Here is an 18290-nt window from a genome sequence, read left to right as displayed (position 1 = left end):
CCGACCAACGCATCAATGCCTAGGCGTGCGCCCCCACCGTCACCGTGCCGACCGTCAACTCCGCGACTCCTTCGCCCACTTCACCGATGCGTTCCGCCTGCCGCTCCAGCTCCTTCAGCTGCCCTCCCGACAACTTCTCCAGCGGTTCGACCGTGACCGCGATGCGCTTTCCCGAGCGGCGCTGGTGCCATACCCCGGCCACCACCCCGTCCATGAGCAGCAACGGAAAGTTCCCGGCCTGGCCGCCAGCCAGAGCGCGCTCGAAGGCCCGCCCCGGAAAGAGCAGTTCGCGCGCCTGAGAAGCGATTCCGAACGCGTCGAAGTAGGGAAGGAGCCGCACTCCTTCAGCCTGCGCTCCTGGAGCCGGGAAATCGGTGTCCCCGGCTGCCACCCATGCCGCCCCGACCTCCTCGAATTCGACCTGCTCGATCTCCCCGCCCGCGGCCAGTTCCCCGAACAGTGCGGTCGTCCAACCATTGTTCACCGCAAGCCACTTGGCGAAATGCTGGGGTGTGGCCGGGCCGTAGGCGTAGAGGTAGCGGCGTACGAGTTCGGAGAGCGCCGCGTCCTGCTCCATCGGCACCACACCGGGATTCGTATAGGTCACCTTCTGCCCGCGGTTCGGTCCGAAGGACAGCACACCGCGATGCGCCGCCGTGTGCAGTGCCTGCCGCCAGCGAGGCCACATTCCCTGGAAGGCGGGGACGACGAGGTCGCCGGCCCACGCCCCGGTACGCGCCACGATCGCCTCCGTCAGCTCGTCTGCGGTCAACTCCGCACCGGACAGGGCCTCCCCGGCGGCCGCGACGACCGCGTCCGTCTGTGCGGCGGTGAGTCGGATCTCCTTGGCCTGCTGACCGACTCGTGCCGGCATGGCGGAGAACGCGCCGGTCCACATCGGTACGTCGACAGCAGCCAGCAGGTGTACCGTGCCGCGCGGGCCGAACGTCTTGACCAGCGACCGTTCCTCCCACAGCGCACGACGCACGTCGACACGCGTCCCTCCCTCGGTACGCAGCCCGAGGGAGAGTTCGGCCGCCGACAGCACCTGGGCGTGCGCGCCCAGCATGACGCCGGCGAGTTCAGGGACAGCAGAAGGAGAGAGGGCGACAGGTGTGGCCAGACCCTGGCGCTCGATACGGCGGGCGTTCGCCCCGGACCAGCTCACGATGCGTGTCGGCATGCCACGACGCTAACTCGCATCGAGGTCAGAACCTGTCCGCCTTGGTCACCGGGCAATATCAGGAGGGGCGGAACCCACATGCCAGGCGGCGGACGAAGCTTGAGCCAGGTCTACTGGATCGCCGGGGGGAGCGGGGGCGGCAAGTCCACCATCGCCCGCCACCTGCATCACCGCTACGGGCTGCGGATCTACGACACCGATGCCGCCATGTCCGACCACACCAGGCGCAGCACACCGCAGGACAGCCCGTTCCTGCACCGGTTCATGGCGATGGACATGGACGAGCGGTGGCTCGACCGCGACCCACGGACCATGCTCGAGACCTTCCACTGGTTTCGCGGCGAGGGGTTCCACCTCATCGCGGACGACCTGCTGCAGCCGGATCCGAGGCCGCCGCTGGTGGCCGAAGGGTTCCGGCTGCTGCCGCACCTGGTCAAGCCGCTGCTGGACGCCCCCGGCCATGCCGTATGGCTGTTGCCCACACCCGAGTTCCGCGTCGCCGCCCTTGAGAGCCGCGGATCGACCTGGAGCATCGCTCAGCACACCAGTGATCCACAGCGGGCCCTGGCCAATCTGCTGGAGCGCGATCGGCTGTTCACCGAGCGAGTGGCCGAGGAGGTCGAGCAACTCGGGCTCCAGGGCATCGAGGTCGACGGGTCGCTCAGCGAGGACGAACTGACCGAGCGGGTCGCCGCGCTCTTCGGTCTGAAGCCGTGAGAGGTGGCGGGGCGGCCGACGTGCGCGCGACAGCGATAGTGTCCTGCGGTCCCCTCGATGAGGGGACCGCAGGACAACAACCTCAGCCCTGGTTCATCGCGGGCGGGGCAGCGTCGACGCCCCAACTCGTCGGCTGATCAGAGAGCTTGATGTTGATCGTGTCGGCGTGGAGGAGGTCCTTGTGGGACAGCCAGCTCTGGCGCAGCGCGCCCTTCCCCGTGCGCACGGAAGCCACGTACTGGAGCTTCGACGCGTCGGCGCCGGGAGCCTCGATGGCGATCCTGCGCCCATGCTCGGGCCGGATCTCGACCTTCTCGAACATGGGGGAGGTGATCACGTACTTGGCGGAACCGGGCTGGGCCTCGAAGATGCCGGCCATGGCGAAGACGAGCAGCGACGAGGTCGCACCGAGGTCGTCATTGCCGGGCATGCCGTACACGCTGTCGGTGAAGAGCGTCCGCATGGCGCGCAGCACCGCCGAGGTCTTCCAGGGCGCGCCGGTCCACGCGTACATCCACGGCGTGTGGAAGTCGGGCTCGTTGTTGGGGTTGAAGGCGAAGTTGTTGTGGTAGTCGTAGGCGCCGGTCACCCACGACTCCGAGGCGGCCTTGGCCGGGTCGGTGAGCACGGTGGGCATGTCGAAGAACTTGTCCAGCCGCTGCTCGGCAGCGCCCTGACCGCCCATCAGGCCGTACAGCGTCTGCGGGTCCTGCTGGGCGAGCCACTGGTACTGCCAAGCGGTGCCCTCGTGGAAGGCGCCGGCCTGACTGGGGTCGGGATCGCCGGCGACGCTGCCGTCCGCGTTCTTCGTGACCGGGAACCCGGAGAAGCCCTGTGAGGTGACACTCGGATCCCAGAGCTTGGCGAAGTTGTCGCAGCGCGAGGCGAGCGTGGAGGCCTTGTCCTTGTAGCCGAGACCGCCGGCCATCGTGGACAGCGCGCAGTCGGCGAGTGAGTACTCGAGTGTGGCCGAGCCCGCCTGGCGGCTGTCCCCGTACGTGTACCCGGGCAGATTCTGGTAGCCGACCCAACCGTTCTTGACGTACGTGGAGTTGCCGTCACGGCCACGGAAGAGGGACTGGTCCGTGGGGACCTCGTTGACGTTCTTCCAGAGCGCGTCGAAGAGCTGGCGCGACGTGCGGTTGTCGAGCAGGCCGCGGTTGTAGATGTCGACGATCCACGGGGTGATGGGGTCGCCGCTCATCACATTGGTCTCGCCGTTGCCCAGCCCCCAGCGCGGCAGCCAGCCGCCGTCCTGGTAGATGTGCAGCACGGACTTGGCCATGTCGGCGGCCTTGTCCGGATGCAGCAGGGCGACCAGTTGGTTCTGCGATCGGTAGGTGTCCCAGAGCGAGAACATCTGGTAGTACGTGGAATCCGCGCGATGCACCTGGTCGTCGAAGCCGCGATAGCGGTTGTCGACGTCGGAGCCGACCGACGGGTGCAGCAGCGAGTGATAGAGCGCGCTGTAATACGTGCGCTGGTCGGCGGTGCTGCCACCGGCCACGCGCATACGGTTCAGCTCGGTCCGCCAGGCGTCGTGCGCGCCGGCGCGGGCCTTGTCGAACGACTTCGGCTGTTCAGCGGTGCGGTTGAGACGCGCACCGTCGACCGAGGTGTAGGACAGCCCCACCGATGAGCCGACCTGTCCGCCCTTGGCCGGGTCGAACGACAGCCAGGCACCGGCGCGCTTGGTGCCGCGAGTCGCCTCGCGCTGGTTCGGGGTGAGCGTGCCGTCGGTCCAGGTCCCGAACGTGGAGAAGGTCCGGTCGAACTTGGCGCTGAAGAAGACCCGGTAGCGCTCCTTGCCGGTCTCTCCACAGAAGTTGCCTCCCTGGACCCAGCCCTCCACGGTGTCGTTCCCGACCACCTTGATGTCGCCCGCATAGGTGCTGCCGTTGCTCTGACCGGCTTCGATGAGCACGTTCTCGGCACCCGCACCGGCCGGGTAGGTGTAGCGGTGCTGGCCGGTCCGCTGGGTCGCGCTGAGCTCGGCCTGGATGCCGTTGTCGAACTTCACGCCGTAATAGCCCGGCGCTCGGGTCTCGTTGTCATGACTGAACTTCGCGCCGTACTGAGCGGGGTCGGACGAGGTGACCGCTCCGGTGGTGGGCATGAAGCGGATGTTGCCCATCGTCTGGCACCCGACGCCCGAGAGATGCGTATGGCTGAAACCGAGGATGGTGTCCTGCTGGTAGTCGTAGGACGCGTACTTGTTCAGCTGCGTGTCGGGGCTCAGCTGGACCATGCCGAACGGGGCGGCCGCGCCGGGGAAGGTGGTTCCGTCACCGTTGTTGCCGATCGACGTGTCGACCAGCGTGGTGGGATCCGCGGCGAACTGCGGTCCGCGGTCTCTGGCGTTGGCTACGCCGGAGGTGACGGAAGCCGCGGCCATGGTGCTGACGACCAACAAGGCGGTGAATACGCGTCTCAACGCTCGCATCGCGTTCCTCTCGTACGACAACGTTGTCATCCTGATGCCTGTCGATCTTGTCCCCTCTGGTGTGGTCCCGTCAATCCACGGCCGCCCGTGGACGGTTGGCCGTGGATTGACGACCGGCCGGGCCGGACTGCTCAGGCTGCGGCATGCTCTGCTGTTGCGAGTGACTCCGCCACCTCGTCGAGGACGGCCTCGGCCTGCGCCGTCATCTCGGGTGTGGCCATGAACCCTTGCCCCTCACGGATGTGCTCCTCGATGCCGGGAACCGAAAGGCTCTTCGCGGTGGGGCGCAGGCCGACCCGGCCGAGTACCGGCCGGATCATCTCGATCGCCGGGGCGCCGCCCGATGTGCCCGCGCTGTAGCTGATCAGGCCCACCGGCTTGCCCTGCCACTCCTGGTAGAGGAAGTCGATGGCGTTCTTGAGGGGTGCGCTGAAGCCGCCGTTGTACATCGGCATGACAAAGACGAAGCAGTCGGCGGAGCTGACTTTCGCACTCCACTGCCTGGTGTGCTGATGCGCGTATCGGCCACCGGAGGGATGTTCGGGCTCATCGAAGAACGGCAGGGCGAGCTCCCCGAGATCGATCAGTGTGGTGTCGAACTCCGGTCGGGAGACGGCGAGTTCGGCGATCCAGGCGGCCAGCGGGCGCCCCGCCGACGTGGGGCGCGTGCTGGCGGAGACGACGTAGAGACGAGGCATCGTGCCGATCCTTCAAGTGGTCGAGGTGGTGGTGGAGGCGGTGGTCGGTGCCATGGTGAAGCGGCGGATGGCCTGCTGGGCGAGGGGGCCGATCGTCACGGCGAACAGGAGCGTGCCGACGCCGACCGTGCCACCGAGCAGCCAGCCTGCGAGCAGCACGCCGACCTCGATCACCGTGCGCGCGGCGCGGATCGAGATCCCGTGCTGCGCCAGGCCGGTCATCAGGCCGTCGCGCGGTCCGGGGCCGAGACCGGCTCCGATGTAGAGCCCGGTGGCCACGGCGTTCAGCCCGATTCCTACGAGGAGGAACGGGATGCGTACGGCCAGGAGACCGGTCTCCGGGAGGAGGGCGAGCGTGACATCGGCTGCGACGCCGATGACGAGGATGTTGCAGAGGGTGCCGATGCCGGGGCGGACCCGCAGCGGTATCCAGGCGAGGAGCACCAGGACGCCGACCAGGTTCACGACCCACCCGAAGGACAGCCCGGTACTGCGCGAAATTCCTTGGTGCAGGGCGTCCCAGGAGGGGAGGCCGAGCCCCGCGGCGACCATGAGCGCGACGCTCACGCCGAACAGGACGAGCCCCGACATGAGACTCAGCGAGCGCGCCACGGCGGCCTCCATATGGTTGACGTGTCACGCACCACCGTAGAGCGGGGTGTGTGACACGTCAACCACATGCCGGTACGGTGGCCGTATGACCCAGGAATCCCGCTGGCTGTCCGATCGCGAGCAGCGCGCATGGCAGGCGTACCGCCGCATGTTCCTGCTGCTCAATGCCCAGGTGTCACGCGACCTTGCCCAGCAGAGCGGGCTCTCGGACCCTGACTACGACGTGCTGTCCAATCTGGGGAGCAGCCCGGATCGCCGGTGTCGGGTCAGTGAGCTGGCGGAGCGCATGCTCTGGTCCCGCAGCCGCCTCTCCCATCACCTGGCCCGGATGGAACAGCGCGGTCTCGTCGTGCGCGAGGAGTGCGAGACGGACGGCAGGGGTGCGGTCGTGGTCCTCACCGATCTGGGGCTGCGGACCATCGGGGCTGCGGCCCCTCTGCACGTCGAGTCCGTCCGCAGGCACTTCGTCGATCTGCTGACTCCCGAGCAGATCGAGGTGTTCGCCGATATCGGCGAGACGGTCGTGGAGCGCCTCACCGACGCCGAAGGCCGTCGGCCCGGACGTTGATCCGGTGGCATTCAGCGGTGGGGCCGAATTGTGTGGTGAAGCGGTGGGTGAACAGGTCGGCGCCTTTGTACTCGGAGACCATGGCGGCGGAGGCGAGGGTGGGGCCCTCGGGGGAGGGGAGTTGTCCGACGCCGCCGGTGGAGCCGAGGGGGAGGAGGATGATGGGGTGGGGCATCGGCTGGTAAGTGGCGGTGGGTTGTTCGCCCTTCAGCTGGGCGCTGATGTTCTGGGCGACGACCTCGGCATGCCGCATGGCGAAGCCGGCCATCTTGGCCTCGGCGACGTCGGTGATGTCGCCGACCGCGTAGATGTGGTGGTGGCCTGCGACGTGGAGGGACGGGGTCACCGGGACCTGGCCGGCCGGGTTGCGGGTGGTGAGTCGGCCGTCGGCGAGGTAGTCGCTGTTGGTGGTGGGTCCGTAGGCGCGGAACCAGATGTCGGCGCTCACGGTGCTGCCCGCGGTGGTGGCGAGGGTGAAGGTGCCGAACCGGCCTGCCTCGGTCTCTGGATGTGCGGTCAAGCCGGTGGCGAGGAGCAACTCGATTCCACGGGCGTCGAGTTGACTGTGCAGGTCCTTCACGAGCCCGGGTTCGAAGCCGGGAAGAAGTTCTGTGGCCGGGTCGGCGATGATCACGTGCTTGTCCGGCCAGACCTCCTTGATCTCGCCGGCCAGTTCAAGACCGACCGGGCCGGCGCCGAGGATCAGGACCCGCTGGGCGGGGAGCAGTTCCTTGTGGGTGCGGCGCAGGTCCGCCAGCGCCTCGAAGGTGGAATCGGAGGCGGGCTTGGCCGGGTAGGGATAGCTGGAGCCGGACGCCAACACCACGTAGTCCGCCGGGACATACGCGCCCGAGGCCAGAGTCACACCGCCGGGATCGACCGAGAGCGCGCGCTCGCGCAGCACCCTGCCGGTGGTGAGCATGGTGTCGAAGGGGAAGAACATGTTCCCCGCCCAGTCGGGTCGGGTCAGCGCCCGCAGTGAGGCGGCCGCATTCACGAAGGCGTCCCGTGGGTCGATGAGGACGACGTCGGCCTCGGCTTCCAGTGCCTTGGCGACCGCGGCGCCCCCGTAACCTCCGCCGATGACTGCAACTGTACGGGTCATGGACAACACGCTCCCAAAGACAAAGAGTTGAGTTCGTGTCACGAACAATATTAGTTCGCACCACGAAGTTCAACCCTGTCGGAGGGCTGCTCCCGCCCGCAGCGGGTCGCCGGCGCGATCTCCTTCACGTTTCGGACAGGAGCGGGACCGGTCCAACTGAGCCTGACCCGACGGCATATGACGAAATGCCGAGTGCCATCCGCCCTCTTGTCGGAGCGAATCGCTCCGCAGCACGATGACCGCATGACTGACGGACTGGTAGTCCCGCCCGGTGCGGGCCGCACCATCGGTGGCACCGGAATGACGCTCAAGGTGGGGGTCGGACAGACCGAACGCTGGTCCCTCTTCGAGGTCGAGGTCGCCCCTGGATTCGACGTGGGCGCTCATGCCCACGCCGAGGCCGAGGAGCTTTTCTACGTACTCGACGGAGAGCTCGACCTGCTGGCTTTCGAGCCCAGCGTCCGGACGGCCGGCGACTGGCAGACGTGGGAGTCGGACTCGGGCCGCAAGGTCGCGCGGGGCGGCCCGGGCTCCCTGATGTTCGTACCCCCGGGCTGCCCGCACGCCTTCGCCAACCCGGGCCTGACGGCCGCCCGGATGCTGTTCCTGGTGGCGCCCGCCGGGCACGAGGAGTATCTGGAGGGAATCGGCGAACTCCTGGTCCGGCAGGGACCGCCGGACCAGGATGCGATACGGGAGCTGCGGCTGCGCTACGACATCCAGCAGATCACGCCGATGGTGCCCGGCGGCCTGCGGGCGGCGCCGGGAGGAGGCCCGGCCAACACGCCCTGAGCGCTCAGGCGTTGTTGACCAGGCGCAGGTACTTCGTCCAGTCCCAGTACGGTCCCGGATCCGTGTGGTCCGTGCCCGGGACCTCGACATGGCCCAGGATGTGCGTGCGCGTCTTCGGGATGCCGTAGCGGTCGCAGACTGCTGCGGTGAGCTTCGCCGACTGCTGGTACATCACATCGGTGAACCACGACGGCTGGTCGACCCAGCCTTCGTGCTCGATGCCGATGGAGCGCGTGTTGTAGTCCCAGTTCCCGGCGTGCCAGGCGATGTCCTTCTCGCGCACGAACTGTCCGATGTATCCGTCGCCGGAGGCGACCATGTAGTGCGCGGACACCTTGCGGCTCGGATCCTGGAAGATCCGCATCGCGTCCTGGAAGGTCTCCTGGGTGACGTGGATGACCACATAGTTGAGGGGGTAGCTGCTCGGGCGGTTGGAGACCGTGTAGTTGGAGGTGCTCGCCGGTATCCAGTGCGTCGCGGGATACGAGGCCGCGGCGGCGCGCCCGGCGGTGAGCGGCCCGAGGGCGGCGGCAGCGGCGGTGACCGCGGCGCCCTGCAGCAGGCGCCGGCGCGAGGGTCTGGCGCCGGGGCTGAGTTGATCCATGGGGGTCCCTTGGGGGAGAGGGCGGAGGCACTCGAGTCGCGTCCATGACAAGGGCGCGCCTCATGATGTGCCCATCCCCGCGCCCCTGCCAAGCCCCTTTGAAACATGCCAAAGGGCCGACCAAAGGCGGTACGCGCCCGCCATGGGGGCGCGGTTCAAGGTCTCGGCGTACGCGGCAAGCCGCTGAGCCGCGTCATCCGCTCGCGGCGTCCTCGGCCTCCCAGCGCAGCAGGTCGCCCGGCTGGCACTTGAGTACCTCGCAGAGCGCGGCAAGCGTCGCGAAGCGCACCGCCTTGGCGCGGCCGTTCTTGAGCACCGCCAGGTTGGCCGGCGTGATTCCTACGCGCTCCGCGAGTTCGCCCACGGACATCTTCCGTCTGGCCAGCATCACGTCGATGTCGACGGTGATCGGCATCAGATCACCTCGTCCAGCTCGGCCTGCATCTGCGCCGCTTCGACGTCGCGCGCGACCGCCTGGGCGAGCAGCATCCGCAGTACGAGCACGAGAAGCGCGACCCCCAGGATGGCCACGCCGACCCCGCCCATGATGAGGGTGACGCCCGGGTCGTCCCGCTGGCCCGGCGCGTTGACGGCCGTGATCGCGAACCACATGAGGGCAGCCGCCACGATCGCGCCGATCACGATGTCCACGTACCGGAACGCGGCGTGGGAGAAGACGGTTCCGCGTCGCACCATCGCCACCAGCCGCCAAACGCAGACCAGTGCGGTCTGGGCCGACACCATGCCCAGGAAGGTGATCACGCGCAGCGGGGTCAGCGGGAGCGAGCCGTCCTCGGGGTCGTTCCCGCTGATCAACGCCCACGCCATCGATGCCTGAACGAACACGGTGCCGGCGAGCACCACCACGAGCACGGCGCGCAGAGCACGCACTGTCAGTTTTCCCATGACCCGTCTTCCTATCGAATGACGACGGGAATCTATCGAATTTCGATAGGTGAAGCAAGGTCTGCGACAGAGGGCGGGTGCGACGGCGGGCAGCCATGGAGTTGGCCTGGGATGCGTACCGGCAGGGCGGGACCGCCGTCGGTGCCGTTCTCACCGACGGCAACCAGGGCATTGCCGGACGCGGGCGCAATCAGCGTTTCGACGCGACCTGGCAAGGGATCGAGCAGCTGCCCCGGCTCAACGACGAGGGGCCCTGGTCCGGGCGATGGAGGCGACGGCGCCGCACCGCGCCGCACTCGCCCGCGCCGTCGCGCGGCGGCTGGGCAGCGCGGACCGGCTTCCGGACACCGCCGAGCAAGCCCTGGGGCAGGTCTGGGATCTGCTGACCGTACGCGGGGGCGCTGACGGGACCGGTTGGTGATCCCGCGCGACGGGGTGTTGCGGGCCGGGGCTCGGGGTGCTCCGGCCCGCAACGAGGTCCCGTACAGGATCAGTTGAACGGGTCGAGCGTGATGTAGGCCTGTTGGGGGTTGCTGTCGTTGACGAGGGATTCGTGGGCGCCCACATCGTCGAACGCGAAGCCGTAGGCCTTGCCGTCGACCATCTGGGCGTGGATGTTGCGGGAGTAGTGGTTGGTGACCGCGTCCTTGTAGAAGTTCGTGTCGGAGGCGTCCGGCTGGTTGGGGTTGGTGAGCAGGGTCGAGCGGTTGTAACCGGCGCACAGGGTGCGGGAGATGGGGCCGCGTACGAGGTCGTTGGGCGCGTCGAGGAGCTTGTAGCAGCCGAAGATGCTGTCGGAGTCGGGCTTCTGGAAGGAGGTGACCACGGCGCCCGATGTGTTGGTGAAGTTCATGGTGTTGCCTGACACCCGGCCGAAGTATTTGACCGAAGGCTGGTCGGTGAACGGTGTCACCGTCAGGGTCTGCGAGGAGTACTTGGTCCATACGCGGTTGACGTAGTCGCTCATCACCGTGGCGGGCAGGGCGCCGGCCTCGATGCCGTGGCCGGGTGCGAGGGCCCGCAGGATCGTGCCGTCCGAGCGGGTCTTGATGAGATTCGCCCAGCCGCCGGACTGGCTGCGCAGGGCGTTGAAGAAGCCGTTGTAGCCGCCGGGCTTGAGATGGCCGGTGCTTCTGGTCGTCCCGTTGGGGATCTTCACTCCGACCGCGTAGGGGGCGGAGAACATGTCGACCTGGGTGCTGTTGATCCACAGACCGGAGTCGTTGAGCGTGTACTCCGTCCAGTTGAAGAGGATGTTCGCGTTCGGGTCGCTCGGGTTCTGCACGGCGGGCTGCACCAGGCCGCCGGTGGTCAGCTTGAAGATGAGCTTCTGCCCGTAGGAGAAGTAGACCCGGCCCGAGAACTTCGGCATACGGATCGTCTTCACCTGCCCGTTGGCCGGGCCGGGGATCGACGCGTCGGGGGCCGGGGTCGGCGGATTCCCGCCGGCCGGCCAGGGGTGGAAGGTGCCGTTGACGTCCGCCCAGCCTTGCCGGCCGGTGGCGAGCTCGGTGCCGATGACGTACACGAACACCTGATCGCCGCGCCCCGAGTTGTTGGTGAGGGTCAGGGGGATGGTCGCGGGAACGGCGGCTTCGGCAGCAGGGGCGGACGGTGAGGCGATCAACAGGGCGGCGGCGACGGCCAGGGCGGCGAGCGCCGTCGATGGCTTTCTGCGGGAGCGGTGTGGGGCGCGATGAGCGGACAAGCTCTTCCTCCTCGGTGGAAGTGCCGTGCTGTGTGGGGGTGTTGCGCGGTGCGTCCACTCGCTGAGAGCGCTCTCAGGCGACGCTTGGGAAAGTAGTGAATGTTCAGGGACACGTCAACGCGTTGGCGCGTCGAGGTGTCCCGGTGACCCAAAGAATTCCTTCAAACATTGGCGCGTCAAAGCAACAAACATTGACGCAACCCAACAGCAGGACTACGTTCCGGCTCTGCCATGCAACGTCAAGTCCCCTGCCACACAAGTGACCTGACGCTCCATCACACCCCCATGGGAGCAAGGTATGCGCAGACCGTCCCGCCGAGCCGCCGGCCTCGAAGTGCTGGGGCTCGGCCTGCTCACCCGCACGCACCGCATCGCGCTTTCCGTCCTCGCCACGCTGGCCCTTGTGCTCGGCGCACTGCTGACCACACCCGGCGTGTCGCATGCCGCCGCCGCTCTGCCGTGCGACATCTATGCCGGAGCCGGCACCCCGTGCGTTGCCGCGCACAGCACCACGCGCGCCCTCATCTCCTCCTACAACGGGCCCCTCTACCAGGTGAAACGAGCCTCCGACGGCACCACGAGGGACGTCGGACCGCTCACGCCCGGCGGTTACGCCGATGCGGCCGCCCAGGACAGCTTCTGCCAGAACACCACCTGTTCGATCAACAAGGTCTACGACCAGACCTCACGCCACAACGACCTGTTCCCCGGCCCGGCCGGAACCGCGGGAATGGGCGCAGACCGCGGCGCGAGTGCGAGTGAGATCGCGGTGACGGCCGGCGGGCACAAGGTCTACGGCATCTGGGTCTCTCCCGGTGTCGGCTACCGCTCCAACGGCCAGGCCTCGGGCACGGCCGTCAACGGCCAGGCCGAGGGCGCCTACATGGTGGCCAGCGGCACCCACGTGGGCTCCGCCTGCTGCTTCGACTACGGAAACGCGGAGCGCACCCCCGCCGACACCGGAAACGGCCACATGGACGCCGTCTCCATCGCCACCACCTGCTACTTCGCCCCGTGCACCGGATCGGGCCCGTGGGTCGAGGCCGACCTGGAGAACGGCATGTTCCAGGGAGCCAACGGCTCCAACACGGCCAACCTCGGCAACAGCACCCCGTACGTCACCGCGATGCTGAAGAACGACGGACAGACCAAGTACGCGCTCAAGGGCGGCAACGCGCAGTCGGGCGCCATGTCCACGTGGTGGAACGGCGCCCTGCCCAACCGCGGTGGCTACATCCCCATGCACCAGGAGGGCGGCATCATCCTGGGCACCGGCGGCGACAACAGCAACTGGAACCGCGGCACCTTCTTCGAGGGCGTGATGGTCTCCGGCTATCCGACCGACGCGGCCGAGAACGTCGTACAGGCCAACATCACCTCGGTCGGGTACTCCGGCCAGACCGACGAACCCAACGGCGACCAGCGCAAGTTCACCGGCCCCGGCGGAAAGTGCGTGGACGTCGCCGCCGATGACACAGGGGTCAACGCCGCGGCGGTTCAGCTGTGGGACTGCCAGAAATGGGCCGAGGACCAGCACTGGGCGCACCCTGCGGACACCACGCTGCGTACGCTCGGCCGCTGCCTGGACATCAACGGCAACGGCACGGCCGGCGGCACCAAGGTCGAGCTTTGGGACTGCAACGGCGTGGGAGGGCAGAAGTGGGTCGTCCAGGCGGACGGATCGCTGCTGAATCCGCAGTCCGGCAGGTGCCTCGACTCGCCGAGCGGAGCGACCGCCAACGGCACCCGGCTGCAGATCTGGGACTGCAACGGCTCGGCCGCCCAGAAGTTCCATCTGAACTGAGGTAGTCGAGCAGCGCAACGGCGACGGCCGGGGGCGCAGCTATTTCGCCAAAGCCTCACGGACCTTCCGGATCACCTCGGGCCTCTGCTTGTCGCCGTACTCCTTCTCGACCTCCTCGAAAGTGGCCAGGCCCGCACTGATCTGCCCGACCAGCGCCTCCACCTCCTCGGCCTCGCTGAAACCGAAGGGGCTGTCGTCCTCGTCCGACGCATCGGCGCCGACCGGCGGCTGGACCTGCGGGATCTGCGGCGGCGCGGCCGGATGCGTGGACGGAGCGGGGAGCAGCGGTGTGAACTGCGCGAGGTGATCCGACGCCCTGGCCAGGCGAGCGTAGGTCTGGAGCCAGGTGCAGCCGTCCGTGTCCGTGAGGTCGAGCTCCCCCTGCCAGCTCACGTGCGCGGTGAGCATGGCGTTGAGGAAGGCGACCGTTGCGCCCTTCCGCTGCCAGGAGCAGTAGACGAGGCGGCGCAGGGCTTTCGGGGCGGGGTCGAGCACGATGCCCCGGAGCTCCGCGTTGTGGGCACGGAGATCCACCGGGTCGCTGTCCAGCTTCTCGAGCCCCGCACGGCGCATGTCGTCCCAGTCCTTCTGCAGAGGGACGAACCCGTACCTTGCCCAGGCGAAGACGCCTTCCTGGCTGCCTGCGATCATCGACGCGCACAGGGTGAGCCGGGAGACGCCGATGTGCTGTGCGTGCGCGAAGAGCAGCTGGGTTGCCTGTCGTCCGTGCTGCGGTGCGACGACGGCCTCGATGTGCAGCACAGGCCCGGTCGCGCCGGGCTTGTAGACCTGGTTGAGCGAGAAGGGCCGCTTGAGTTCGTCCGCTGCGGAGAGAGGCACCTTGGCGTTGATGATGAGCCGAACTCCCTTGCTGAGGCCCGCTCTCGGCTCGCCCTCCGGCACGGTGCCCTCGGTGAAGAACTGCACCCGGAGTCCCACGCACTGCTCGTGGCTGAGCAGTCCGAGCAACGAGGAGAGGAGATCGTCGACGGACAGGGGTGTCCCGCCGTGCCGGACGCCCGATGTCCAGAATGCGTCGTCCTGCGTGCTGAGTTTCCCCTCGATGACGATGCCGGGAAACTGCTTCTGCAGCCGTTCCGCGGCCCGCGCCAGATCATCCGCGAGCACCGTCCCCGGGATGGCCGCCTGGCCCTGAGCTCGCTTTTCCTGCGGATTCTTGTCCGATCCCTGTTGATACATGCGCACAGTCTCGGGGGCACCTTCAACGCTGTCCATAAAACGGACAGTTATGGAAATTGAGGGGAAAAAGCGGTGCCGAGTAAGGGGTGTTGCGCGTCGGACGTCAGGTGGCCCGACATGTGGGGAGGGTTACAGCAAGGCATACGTTCGGTGCGGGAGGGGATGCGTAACGTAACGGTTGTGTGCAACTCGAGGAGGCCTGGTTGATGTTCGGATTCGCCAAGCGCAAGCAGCAGCGTGCGACCGCACTGCACGCCGCCCACCAAGGTGCTCAGCTGCGCACTGCCGCTGACATCGTGATTTCGAGAGCCCGGCGCAACCTCCCGCAGGACGCGCGCGGGCATGTGTCCACCGCTGATGTGCTGATTGCCGCGCATGAACACTTCGGCCTGGCCGCGCAGCCTGCGGATGCCCGCAGCGCGTTGCGGGCCCGCTATGAACTGCGCAGCGGGGCAACAGATTTGGATACAGATGTCTACGCACCGGTTTCGGAGAGCACGACGTGATCATCGGACACCGCGACCGGGCCGCCGAGCCGGGGTATCTGGCGGTACTGAGGTGGGCGGTGACGGAGGCCAGGCGCTGCTGCGGTGCCCCCGACGTGGGTGATGTGCAGCGGATCGCGCTGCGACAGTGCGGCGTCTATCTCGATGAGGACGATGCCGCCGCGGCCTTGACCGTCGACAGCTCCCTGCGCTGACCGAGTGAGGGGTGGGGTGTCCCCAAGGCAACCTGCCTTGGGGACACCAGTCATGGGTCGTGCGTTGCGGTACGGGTCAACTCACGGTGATCCTGTCGATGTCCGGCGCCCAGCCGGCGGGATTGGCGACGGTGAGTGTGTTGCCCGTGCCGGCGTTCAGTTTCACGGTCACCGTGGTGGTTCCGGTCGTCGACCAGTCCGGCGTCGGGGCGAAGCTGACGGTCTGGGCGGTGGCCCCGTTGGCTTTGACCGTCGCGGTGCGCGCGACCTGTGTGGCGTAGTGGAGGGTGATGGTGCGGGTGCCTCCGGTGGCGCCCCCGTCCACGTGGTTGAAGGTGAGGGTCGCGCCGTTGCCGATGTAGCCGACCTTGCTGCCGCCGGAGCAGCCGCCGCAGCCTGCTGTGATGGCGCCGCCGGTCAGGGTGTTGCCTGTTGCCTCAGCCTCGTAACTCGCGGGAGTGGGGGTCTGGCCGGAGCCGACGGCCATCGCGCCGAGGCCGAGCCATCCGTCGCTGTTCTGGCCGGCGTTGGCGAAGCGCAGCTTCTTGGCGTTCGAGCTCACCGACTCCAGGGGGTTCTTGACCTTCATCACGAGCTGGTAGCTGCCGGTGTTCATGCCGGAGAGGTCGACGGAGGTGCCGAAGTACTGGGGGTAGCCGTAGTCGAGGTAGGTGGGGTCGGTGCCCGTGCCCCAGTCGGGGAAGGCGCGGATCTTGGCAGGGGCGACCTTGCGGAGGTCCCAGGGGGTGTCCCAGGTGCGTACGACGTTGCCGGCCGAGTCCTTGAGGCCGAGGCTGACGGTCCAGGGGTAGTAGAAGGGTGCGACGCCGGTGTTGGCGATCTGCACTCCCACGGTGGTGGTGCCCTGTGCGGTGTTCTGGAAGTAGGCGTTCTTGACGCTGAGGTTGTAGCCCATCAGCCGTACGGCGGCTGCCACGTTGGGATCGGTGGGCGAGTAGCCGTCGCTGCCCTCATTGATCTTCCATGTGGTGTGTTCCAGCTCGATGCAGGCCTTCATGTTGTCCACGGATCCTGAGCCGCCGGGCCAGCTGTTGAAGGCGGTGGACTGGATCTCGGGGCGTACCTCACCGCCCATCGATGCGGTGGTCCACCGGTTCTCGACCCCGTGCTCGATGGCCTTCTGCAACTGTGCCCAGGGTGCGCCGCCCATGGATGCCGGAAGCGTGACGCCCTGTGCGGGGTCGCCTTCGCGGTAGCAGAAGGAATCGTCGTGGTAGCCGATGGCGGGAAGGCTGTCGGCTGCTCCGCCCGCGGAGTCGGCGTAGCGCAGCTCCAGTCTGGTGTGGGGGAAGGCGCTGTTGTAGGCGTTGATGATTTCGGCGGCGTGCGCGTCGGTCGGCATGTAGTTCGGGTACGCGTCACTCGAGGTGTCCGTGTCGTAGGGCCAGGTGTGCCACTCGCCCCACAGGCCGATCAGGCCCAGGTGGATGTAGCCCAGGCGCGGATCGCCGTCGTAGCGTGCGCCGAAGGCGGCGATGAAGTTCTTGAGGGAGTCCAGCAGATACGGGCTGTTGTAGTCGGGGCTGGTGGTGTTCCAGTACGCGTTGGTGCGGTTGTCGACGTGGCCGGCGAAGCAGGCCGGGATGGCATTGGCGGGGTGGCTGCCCGTCCCGCCCGGATACTCCATGTAGAAGCGGATCGCGGCCTGGTTCCCGGCTGCGGCGATGGCGTTCAGGGTGCTGTCCAGGGCATCCCAGTTGTAGTGACCGCAGTTGGAGGCGTCGTTCATCACCTCTGACAGTCCGAAGTAGCCCCAGGTCAGGGAGTGCGGGTAGCCCGAGTTCTGGTCACTGCCCGGCTGGTAGAAGCGGGCGAAGCCCTTGAGTGGATTGTCCAGTGGTGCGTCCCCGGCGGCCAGGGCGTGCACCGGCAGTGTCGGGTCCGGGCTCGGGCCGGGTGACGGTCGGCTGGGAGCGCCCTGCGCGGAGGCGGTCCGCGCGTTGTCGGCGGGCGGCGGGTCGGCGTGGGCACTTGCGGGGAGTGCTGCCAGGGCGAGCGCGAGGGCTGCGGAGCAGAGAGCGGCGAGCAGCCCTCTGCTGCGTCTGGACGTGTACGTGCGCATGGTCAACCTCCGTGAAAGCGGCGCCAGTTGGATGGCTCGACGGCTTGGCCGAAGTCCGTCCCGCGCCGGGTGGGGGGCGCTTCCGGCTGTGGCCGGATCGCGTGGTGTTGTGCGCCAGCATTGACAAAGTTTCGCTGGTGGCCATCAATATGTGTGCACAGCGCTCCACTGGCAAGAGGTGCGGCGCAGATCTCTTCGGAGGCGTAACCATGGGCGCCAACACGACAGTTGCGCCGCCGGGCCAACGCGCCGGCATCCGCAAGGACGCGAGCGGAGACCCTCGGCGGCCTCGCAAAATGCGTGACGACCGCAAGGCGGCATGGCTGTTCCTCGCTCCGGCCCTGGCCGGATTCGGGTTGTTCTATGCCTATCCGACCGTGCGCGGCATCTACTACTCGCTCACCGACTACAGCCTGCTCGGCGCGCCGAACTTCACCGGCACGGAGAACTACCGCCATCTGATAGGCGACGAGCAGTTCTGGAACGCGCTCAAGGTCACCGGCTACTACGTCGGGCTGAACATCGTCTCGCAGACCGTCCTGGCGCTGGGCCTCGCGACCCTGATGCACCGACTGACCCGCTCCGTCGCGCTGCGCGCCATGCTGCTGATCCCCTGGCTGGTGCCCAACGTCTCCGTGGGCCTGCTGTGGATGTGGATGCTCGATGCCAACCTCGGCTTCGTCAATCACATCACCGACGCACTCGGCATGGGCACCACCGGCTTCCTCACCTCGCCGACCTGGGCCATGCCCACCATCGCCGGCATCAACACCTGGGCCTACACCGGGTACACGGCCCTGCTTCTGTACGCGGGCATGCTGCAGATCCCCCAACACCTCTACGAGAGCGCGACCCTGGACGGTGCGGGGGAGTGGCGCATGTTCACCCGCATCACCCTGCCGCTGCTGCGCCCGGTCCTCGCCCTGGTCCTGGTGGTCTCCCTGATCGGCTCGTTCCAGATCTTCGACACGATCGCCGTCACCACCAAGGGCGGCCCGGTCAGCTCCACGAGGGTCATCTACTTCTACATCTACGAACAGGCCTTCACGAACTTCCACATGGGCTACGCCTCGGCCATCGCCGTGGTCCTCGCGCTGCTGCTCGGCGTACTGACCGCCGTACAGATGCGCCTGCTGCGTGCCTCCCGCTCGGACCTGGCCTGAGGAA

General features: G+C 67.7%; 19 protein-coding genes. 8 read left to right on the top strand and 11 right to left on the bottom strand.

The window, feature by feature from the left end:
- Nucleotides 1–19: 19 nt before the first annotated feature.
- Entirely contained in the window at nucleotides 20–1183 is a 1164-nt protein-coding gene (locus tag AB0H78_RS35705) for a winged helix DNA-binding domain-containing protein (RefSeq protein WP_363238982.1), read from the bottom strand.
- A 99-nt stretch (nucleotides 1184–1282) separates the two neighbouring features.
- Here AB0H78_RS35705 and AB0H78_RS35700 point away from each other — a divergent pair, with 99 nt between their 5' ends.
- Nucleotides 1283–1900: a hypothetical protein gene (locus AB0H78_RS35700; RefSeq protein WP_363238981.1), complete on the top strand. Its 618-nt coding sequence runs from the start codon at nucleotides 1283–1285 to the stop codon at nucleotides 1898–1900.
- A gap of 82 nt (nucleotides 1901–1982) precedes the next feature.
- Here AB0H78_RS35700 and AB0H78_RS35695 read toward each other — a convergent pair whose 3' ends face one another.
- The 3 genes from AB0H78_RS35695 to AB0H78_RS35685 all read right to left on the bottom strand — a co-directional run bounded on the left by AB0H78_RS35695 (nucleotide 1983) and on the right by AB0H78_RS35685 (nucleotide 5653).
- Nucleotides 1983–4343, bottom strand: coding sequence for a GH92 family glycosyl hydrolase (locus tag AB0H78_RS35695; protein WP_363238980.1), 2361 nt, complete (start codon nucleotides 4341–4343; stop codon nucleotides 1983–1985).
- 131 nt (nucleotides 4344–4474) lie between these two features.
- On the bottom strand, nucleotides 4475–5041 hold the full coding sequence (locus AB0H78_RS35690) for an NAD(P)H-dependent oxidoreductase (protein ID WP_363238979.1): 567 nt from the start codon (nucleotides 5039–5041) through the stop codon (nucleotides 4475–4477).
- A gap of 12 nt (nucleotides 5042–5053) precedes the next feature.
- Nucleotides 5054–5653: a hypothetical protein gene (locus AB0H78_RS35685; protein ID WP_363238978.1), complete on the bottom strand. Its 600-nt coding sequence runs from the start codon at nucleotides 5651–5653 to the stop codon at nucleotides 5054–5056.
- An 85-nt stretch (nucleotides 5654–5738) separates the two neighbouring features.
- On the opposite strand from AB0H78_RS35685, the gene AB0H78_RS35680 reads away from it, so the two are divergent.
- Nucleotides 5739–6221, top strand: a complete 483-nt coding sequence (locus AB0H78_RS35680) for a MarR family winged helix-turn-helix transcriptional regulator (protein ID WP_363238977.1) — start codon at nucleotides 5739–5741, stop codon at nucleotides 6219–6221.
- On the opposite strand, the gene AB0H78_RS35675 is transcribed toward AB0H78_RS35680, so the two are convergent.
- Nucleotides 6187–7326 carry an FAD-dependent oxidoreductase gene (locus AB0H78_RS35675; RefSeq protein ID WP_363238976.1) on the bottom strand — a complete coding sequence of 380 codons (1140 nt, stop codon included), beginning with the start codon at nucleotides 7324–7326 and terminating at the stop codon, nucleotides 6187–6189. The genes AB0H78_RS35680 and AB0H78_RS35675 overlap by 35 nt on opposite strands.
- Nucleotides 7327–7569: 243 nt before the next feature.
- On the opposite strand from AB0H78_RS35675, the gene AB0H78_RS35670 reads away from it, so the two are divergent.
- Nucleotides 7570–8118: a cupin domain-containing protein gene (locus tag AB0H78_RS35670; protein ID WP_363238975.1), complete on the top strand. Its 549-nt coding sequence runs from the start codon at nucleotides 7570–7572 to the stop codon at nucleotides 8116–8118.
- A 4-nt stretch (nucleotides 8119–8122) separates the two neighbouring features.
- Here the strand turns inward: AB0H78_RS35670 and AB0H78_RS35665 are convergent, their stop codons facing one another.
- The 3 genes from AB0H78_RS35665 to AB0H78_RS35655 form a co-directional block, all read right to left on the bottom strand.
- Nucleotides 8123–8722, bottom strand: a complete 600-nt coding sequence (locus tag AB0H78_RS35665) for a peptidoglycan recognition family protein (protein ID WP_363238974.1) — start codon at nucleotides 8720–8722, stop codon at nucleotides 8123–8125.
- Nucleotides 8723–8915: 193 nt separating this feature from the next.
- Nucleotides 8916–9137, bottom strand: coding sequence for a helix-turn-helix transcriptional regulator (locus AB0H78_RS35660; RefSeq protein ID WP_266324226.1), 222 nt, complete (start codon nucleotides 9135–9137; stop codon nucleotides 8916–8918).
- Nucleotides 9137–9628 carry a DUF2975 domain-containing protein gene (locus tag AB0H78_RS35655; protein WP_363238973.1) on the bottom strand — a complete coding sequence of 164 codons (492 nt, stop codon included), beginning with the start codon at nucleotides 9626–9628 and terminating at the stop codon, nucleotides 9137–9139. Before AB0H78_RS35655 ends, AB0H78_RS35660 begins: the two co-directional genes overlap by 1 nt.
- A gap of 265 nt (nucleotides 9629–9893) precedes the next feature.
- Between AB0H78_RS35655 and AB0H78_RS35650 the strand changes: the two genes are divergently transcribed.
- Entirely contained in the window at nucleotides 9894–10049 is a 156-nt protein-coding gene (locus AB0H78_RS35650; protein WP_363238972.1) for a hypothetical protein, read from the top strand.
- 69 nt (nucleotides 10050–10118) lie between these two features.
- Here the strand turns inward: AB0H78_RS35650 and AB0H78_RS35645 are convergent, their stop codons facing one another.
- On the bottom strand, nucleotides 10119–11336 hold the full coding sequence (locus tag AB0H78_RS35645; protein ID WP_363238971.1) for a glycoside hydrolase family 64 protein: 1218 nt from the start codon (nucleotides 11334–11336) through the stop codon (nucleotides 10119–10121).
- A 298-nt stretch (nucleotides 11337–11634) separates the two neighbouring features.
- On the opposite strand from AB0H78_RS35645, the gene AB0H78_RS35640 reads away from it, so the two are divergent.
- On the top strand, nucleotides 11635–13140 hold the full coding sequence (locus AB0H78_RS35640; protein ID WP_363238970.1) for an arabinofuranosidase catalytic domain-containing protein: 1506 nt from the start codon (nucleotides 11635–11637) through the stop codon (nucleotides 13138–13140).
- Between the two features lie 39 nt (nucleotides 13141–13179).
- Here the strand turns inward: AB0H78_RS35640 and AB0H78_RS35635 are convergent, their stop codons facing one another.
- Entirely contained in the window at nucleotides 13180–14340 is a 1161-nt protein-coding gene (locus tag AB0H78_RS35635; protein WP_363238969.1) for a hypothetical protein, read from the bottom strand.
- A 182-nt stretch (nucleotides 14341–14522) separates the two neighbouring features.
- On the opposite strand from AB0H78_RS35635, the gene AB0H78_RS35630 reads away from it, so the two are divergent.
- On the top strand, nucleotides 14523–14846 hold the full coding sequence (locus tag AB0H78_RS35630; RefSeq protein ID WP_363238968.1) for a hypothetical protein: 324 nt from the start codon (nucleotides 14523–14525) through the stop codon (nucleotides 14844–14846).
- Nucleotides 14843–15040, top strand: coding sequence for a hypothetical protein (locus AB0H78_RS35625; RefSeq protein WP_363238967.1), 198 nt, complete (start codon nucleotides 14843–14845; stop codon nucleotides 15038–15040). Before AB0H78_RS35630 ends, AB0H78_RS35625 begins: the two co-directional genes overlap by 4 nt.
- A 76-nt stretch (nucleotides 15041–15116) precedes the next feature.
- Here the strand turns inward: AB0H78_RS35625 and AB0H78_RS35620 are convergent, their stop codons facing one another.
- Nucleotides 15117–17123 (bottom strand): DUF4832 domain-containing protein, encoded by a 2007-nt coding sequence (locus AB0H78_RS35620; protein WP_363238966.1) that lies wholly within the window; start codon nucleotides 17121–17123, stop codon nucleotides 15117–15119.
- 209 nt (nucleotides 17124–17332) lie between these two features.
- Here AB0H78_RS35620 and AB0H78_RS35615 point away from each other — a divergent pair, with 209 nt between their 5' ends.
- Nucleotides 17333–18286 (top strand): sugar ABC transporter permease, encoded by a 954-nt coding sequence (locus AB0H78_RS35615; protein WP_363238965.1) that lies wholly within the window; start codon nucleotides 17333–17335, stop codon nucleotides 18284–18286.
- Nucleotides 18287–18290 lie beyond the last annotated feature (4 nt).

The sequence above is a fragment of the Streptomyces sp. NPDC050738 genome, from assembly GCF_040654175.1.
GTDB lineage: Bacteria > Actinomycetota > Actinomycetes > Streptomycetales > Streptomycetaceae > Streptomyces.
This window is presented reverse-complemented; position numbering and strand designations above follow the sequence as displayed.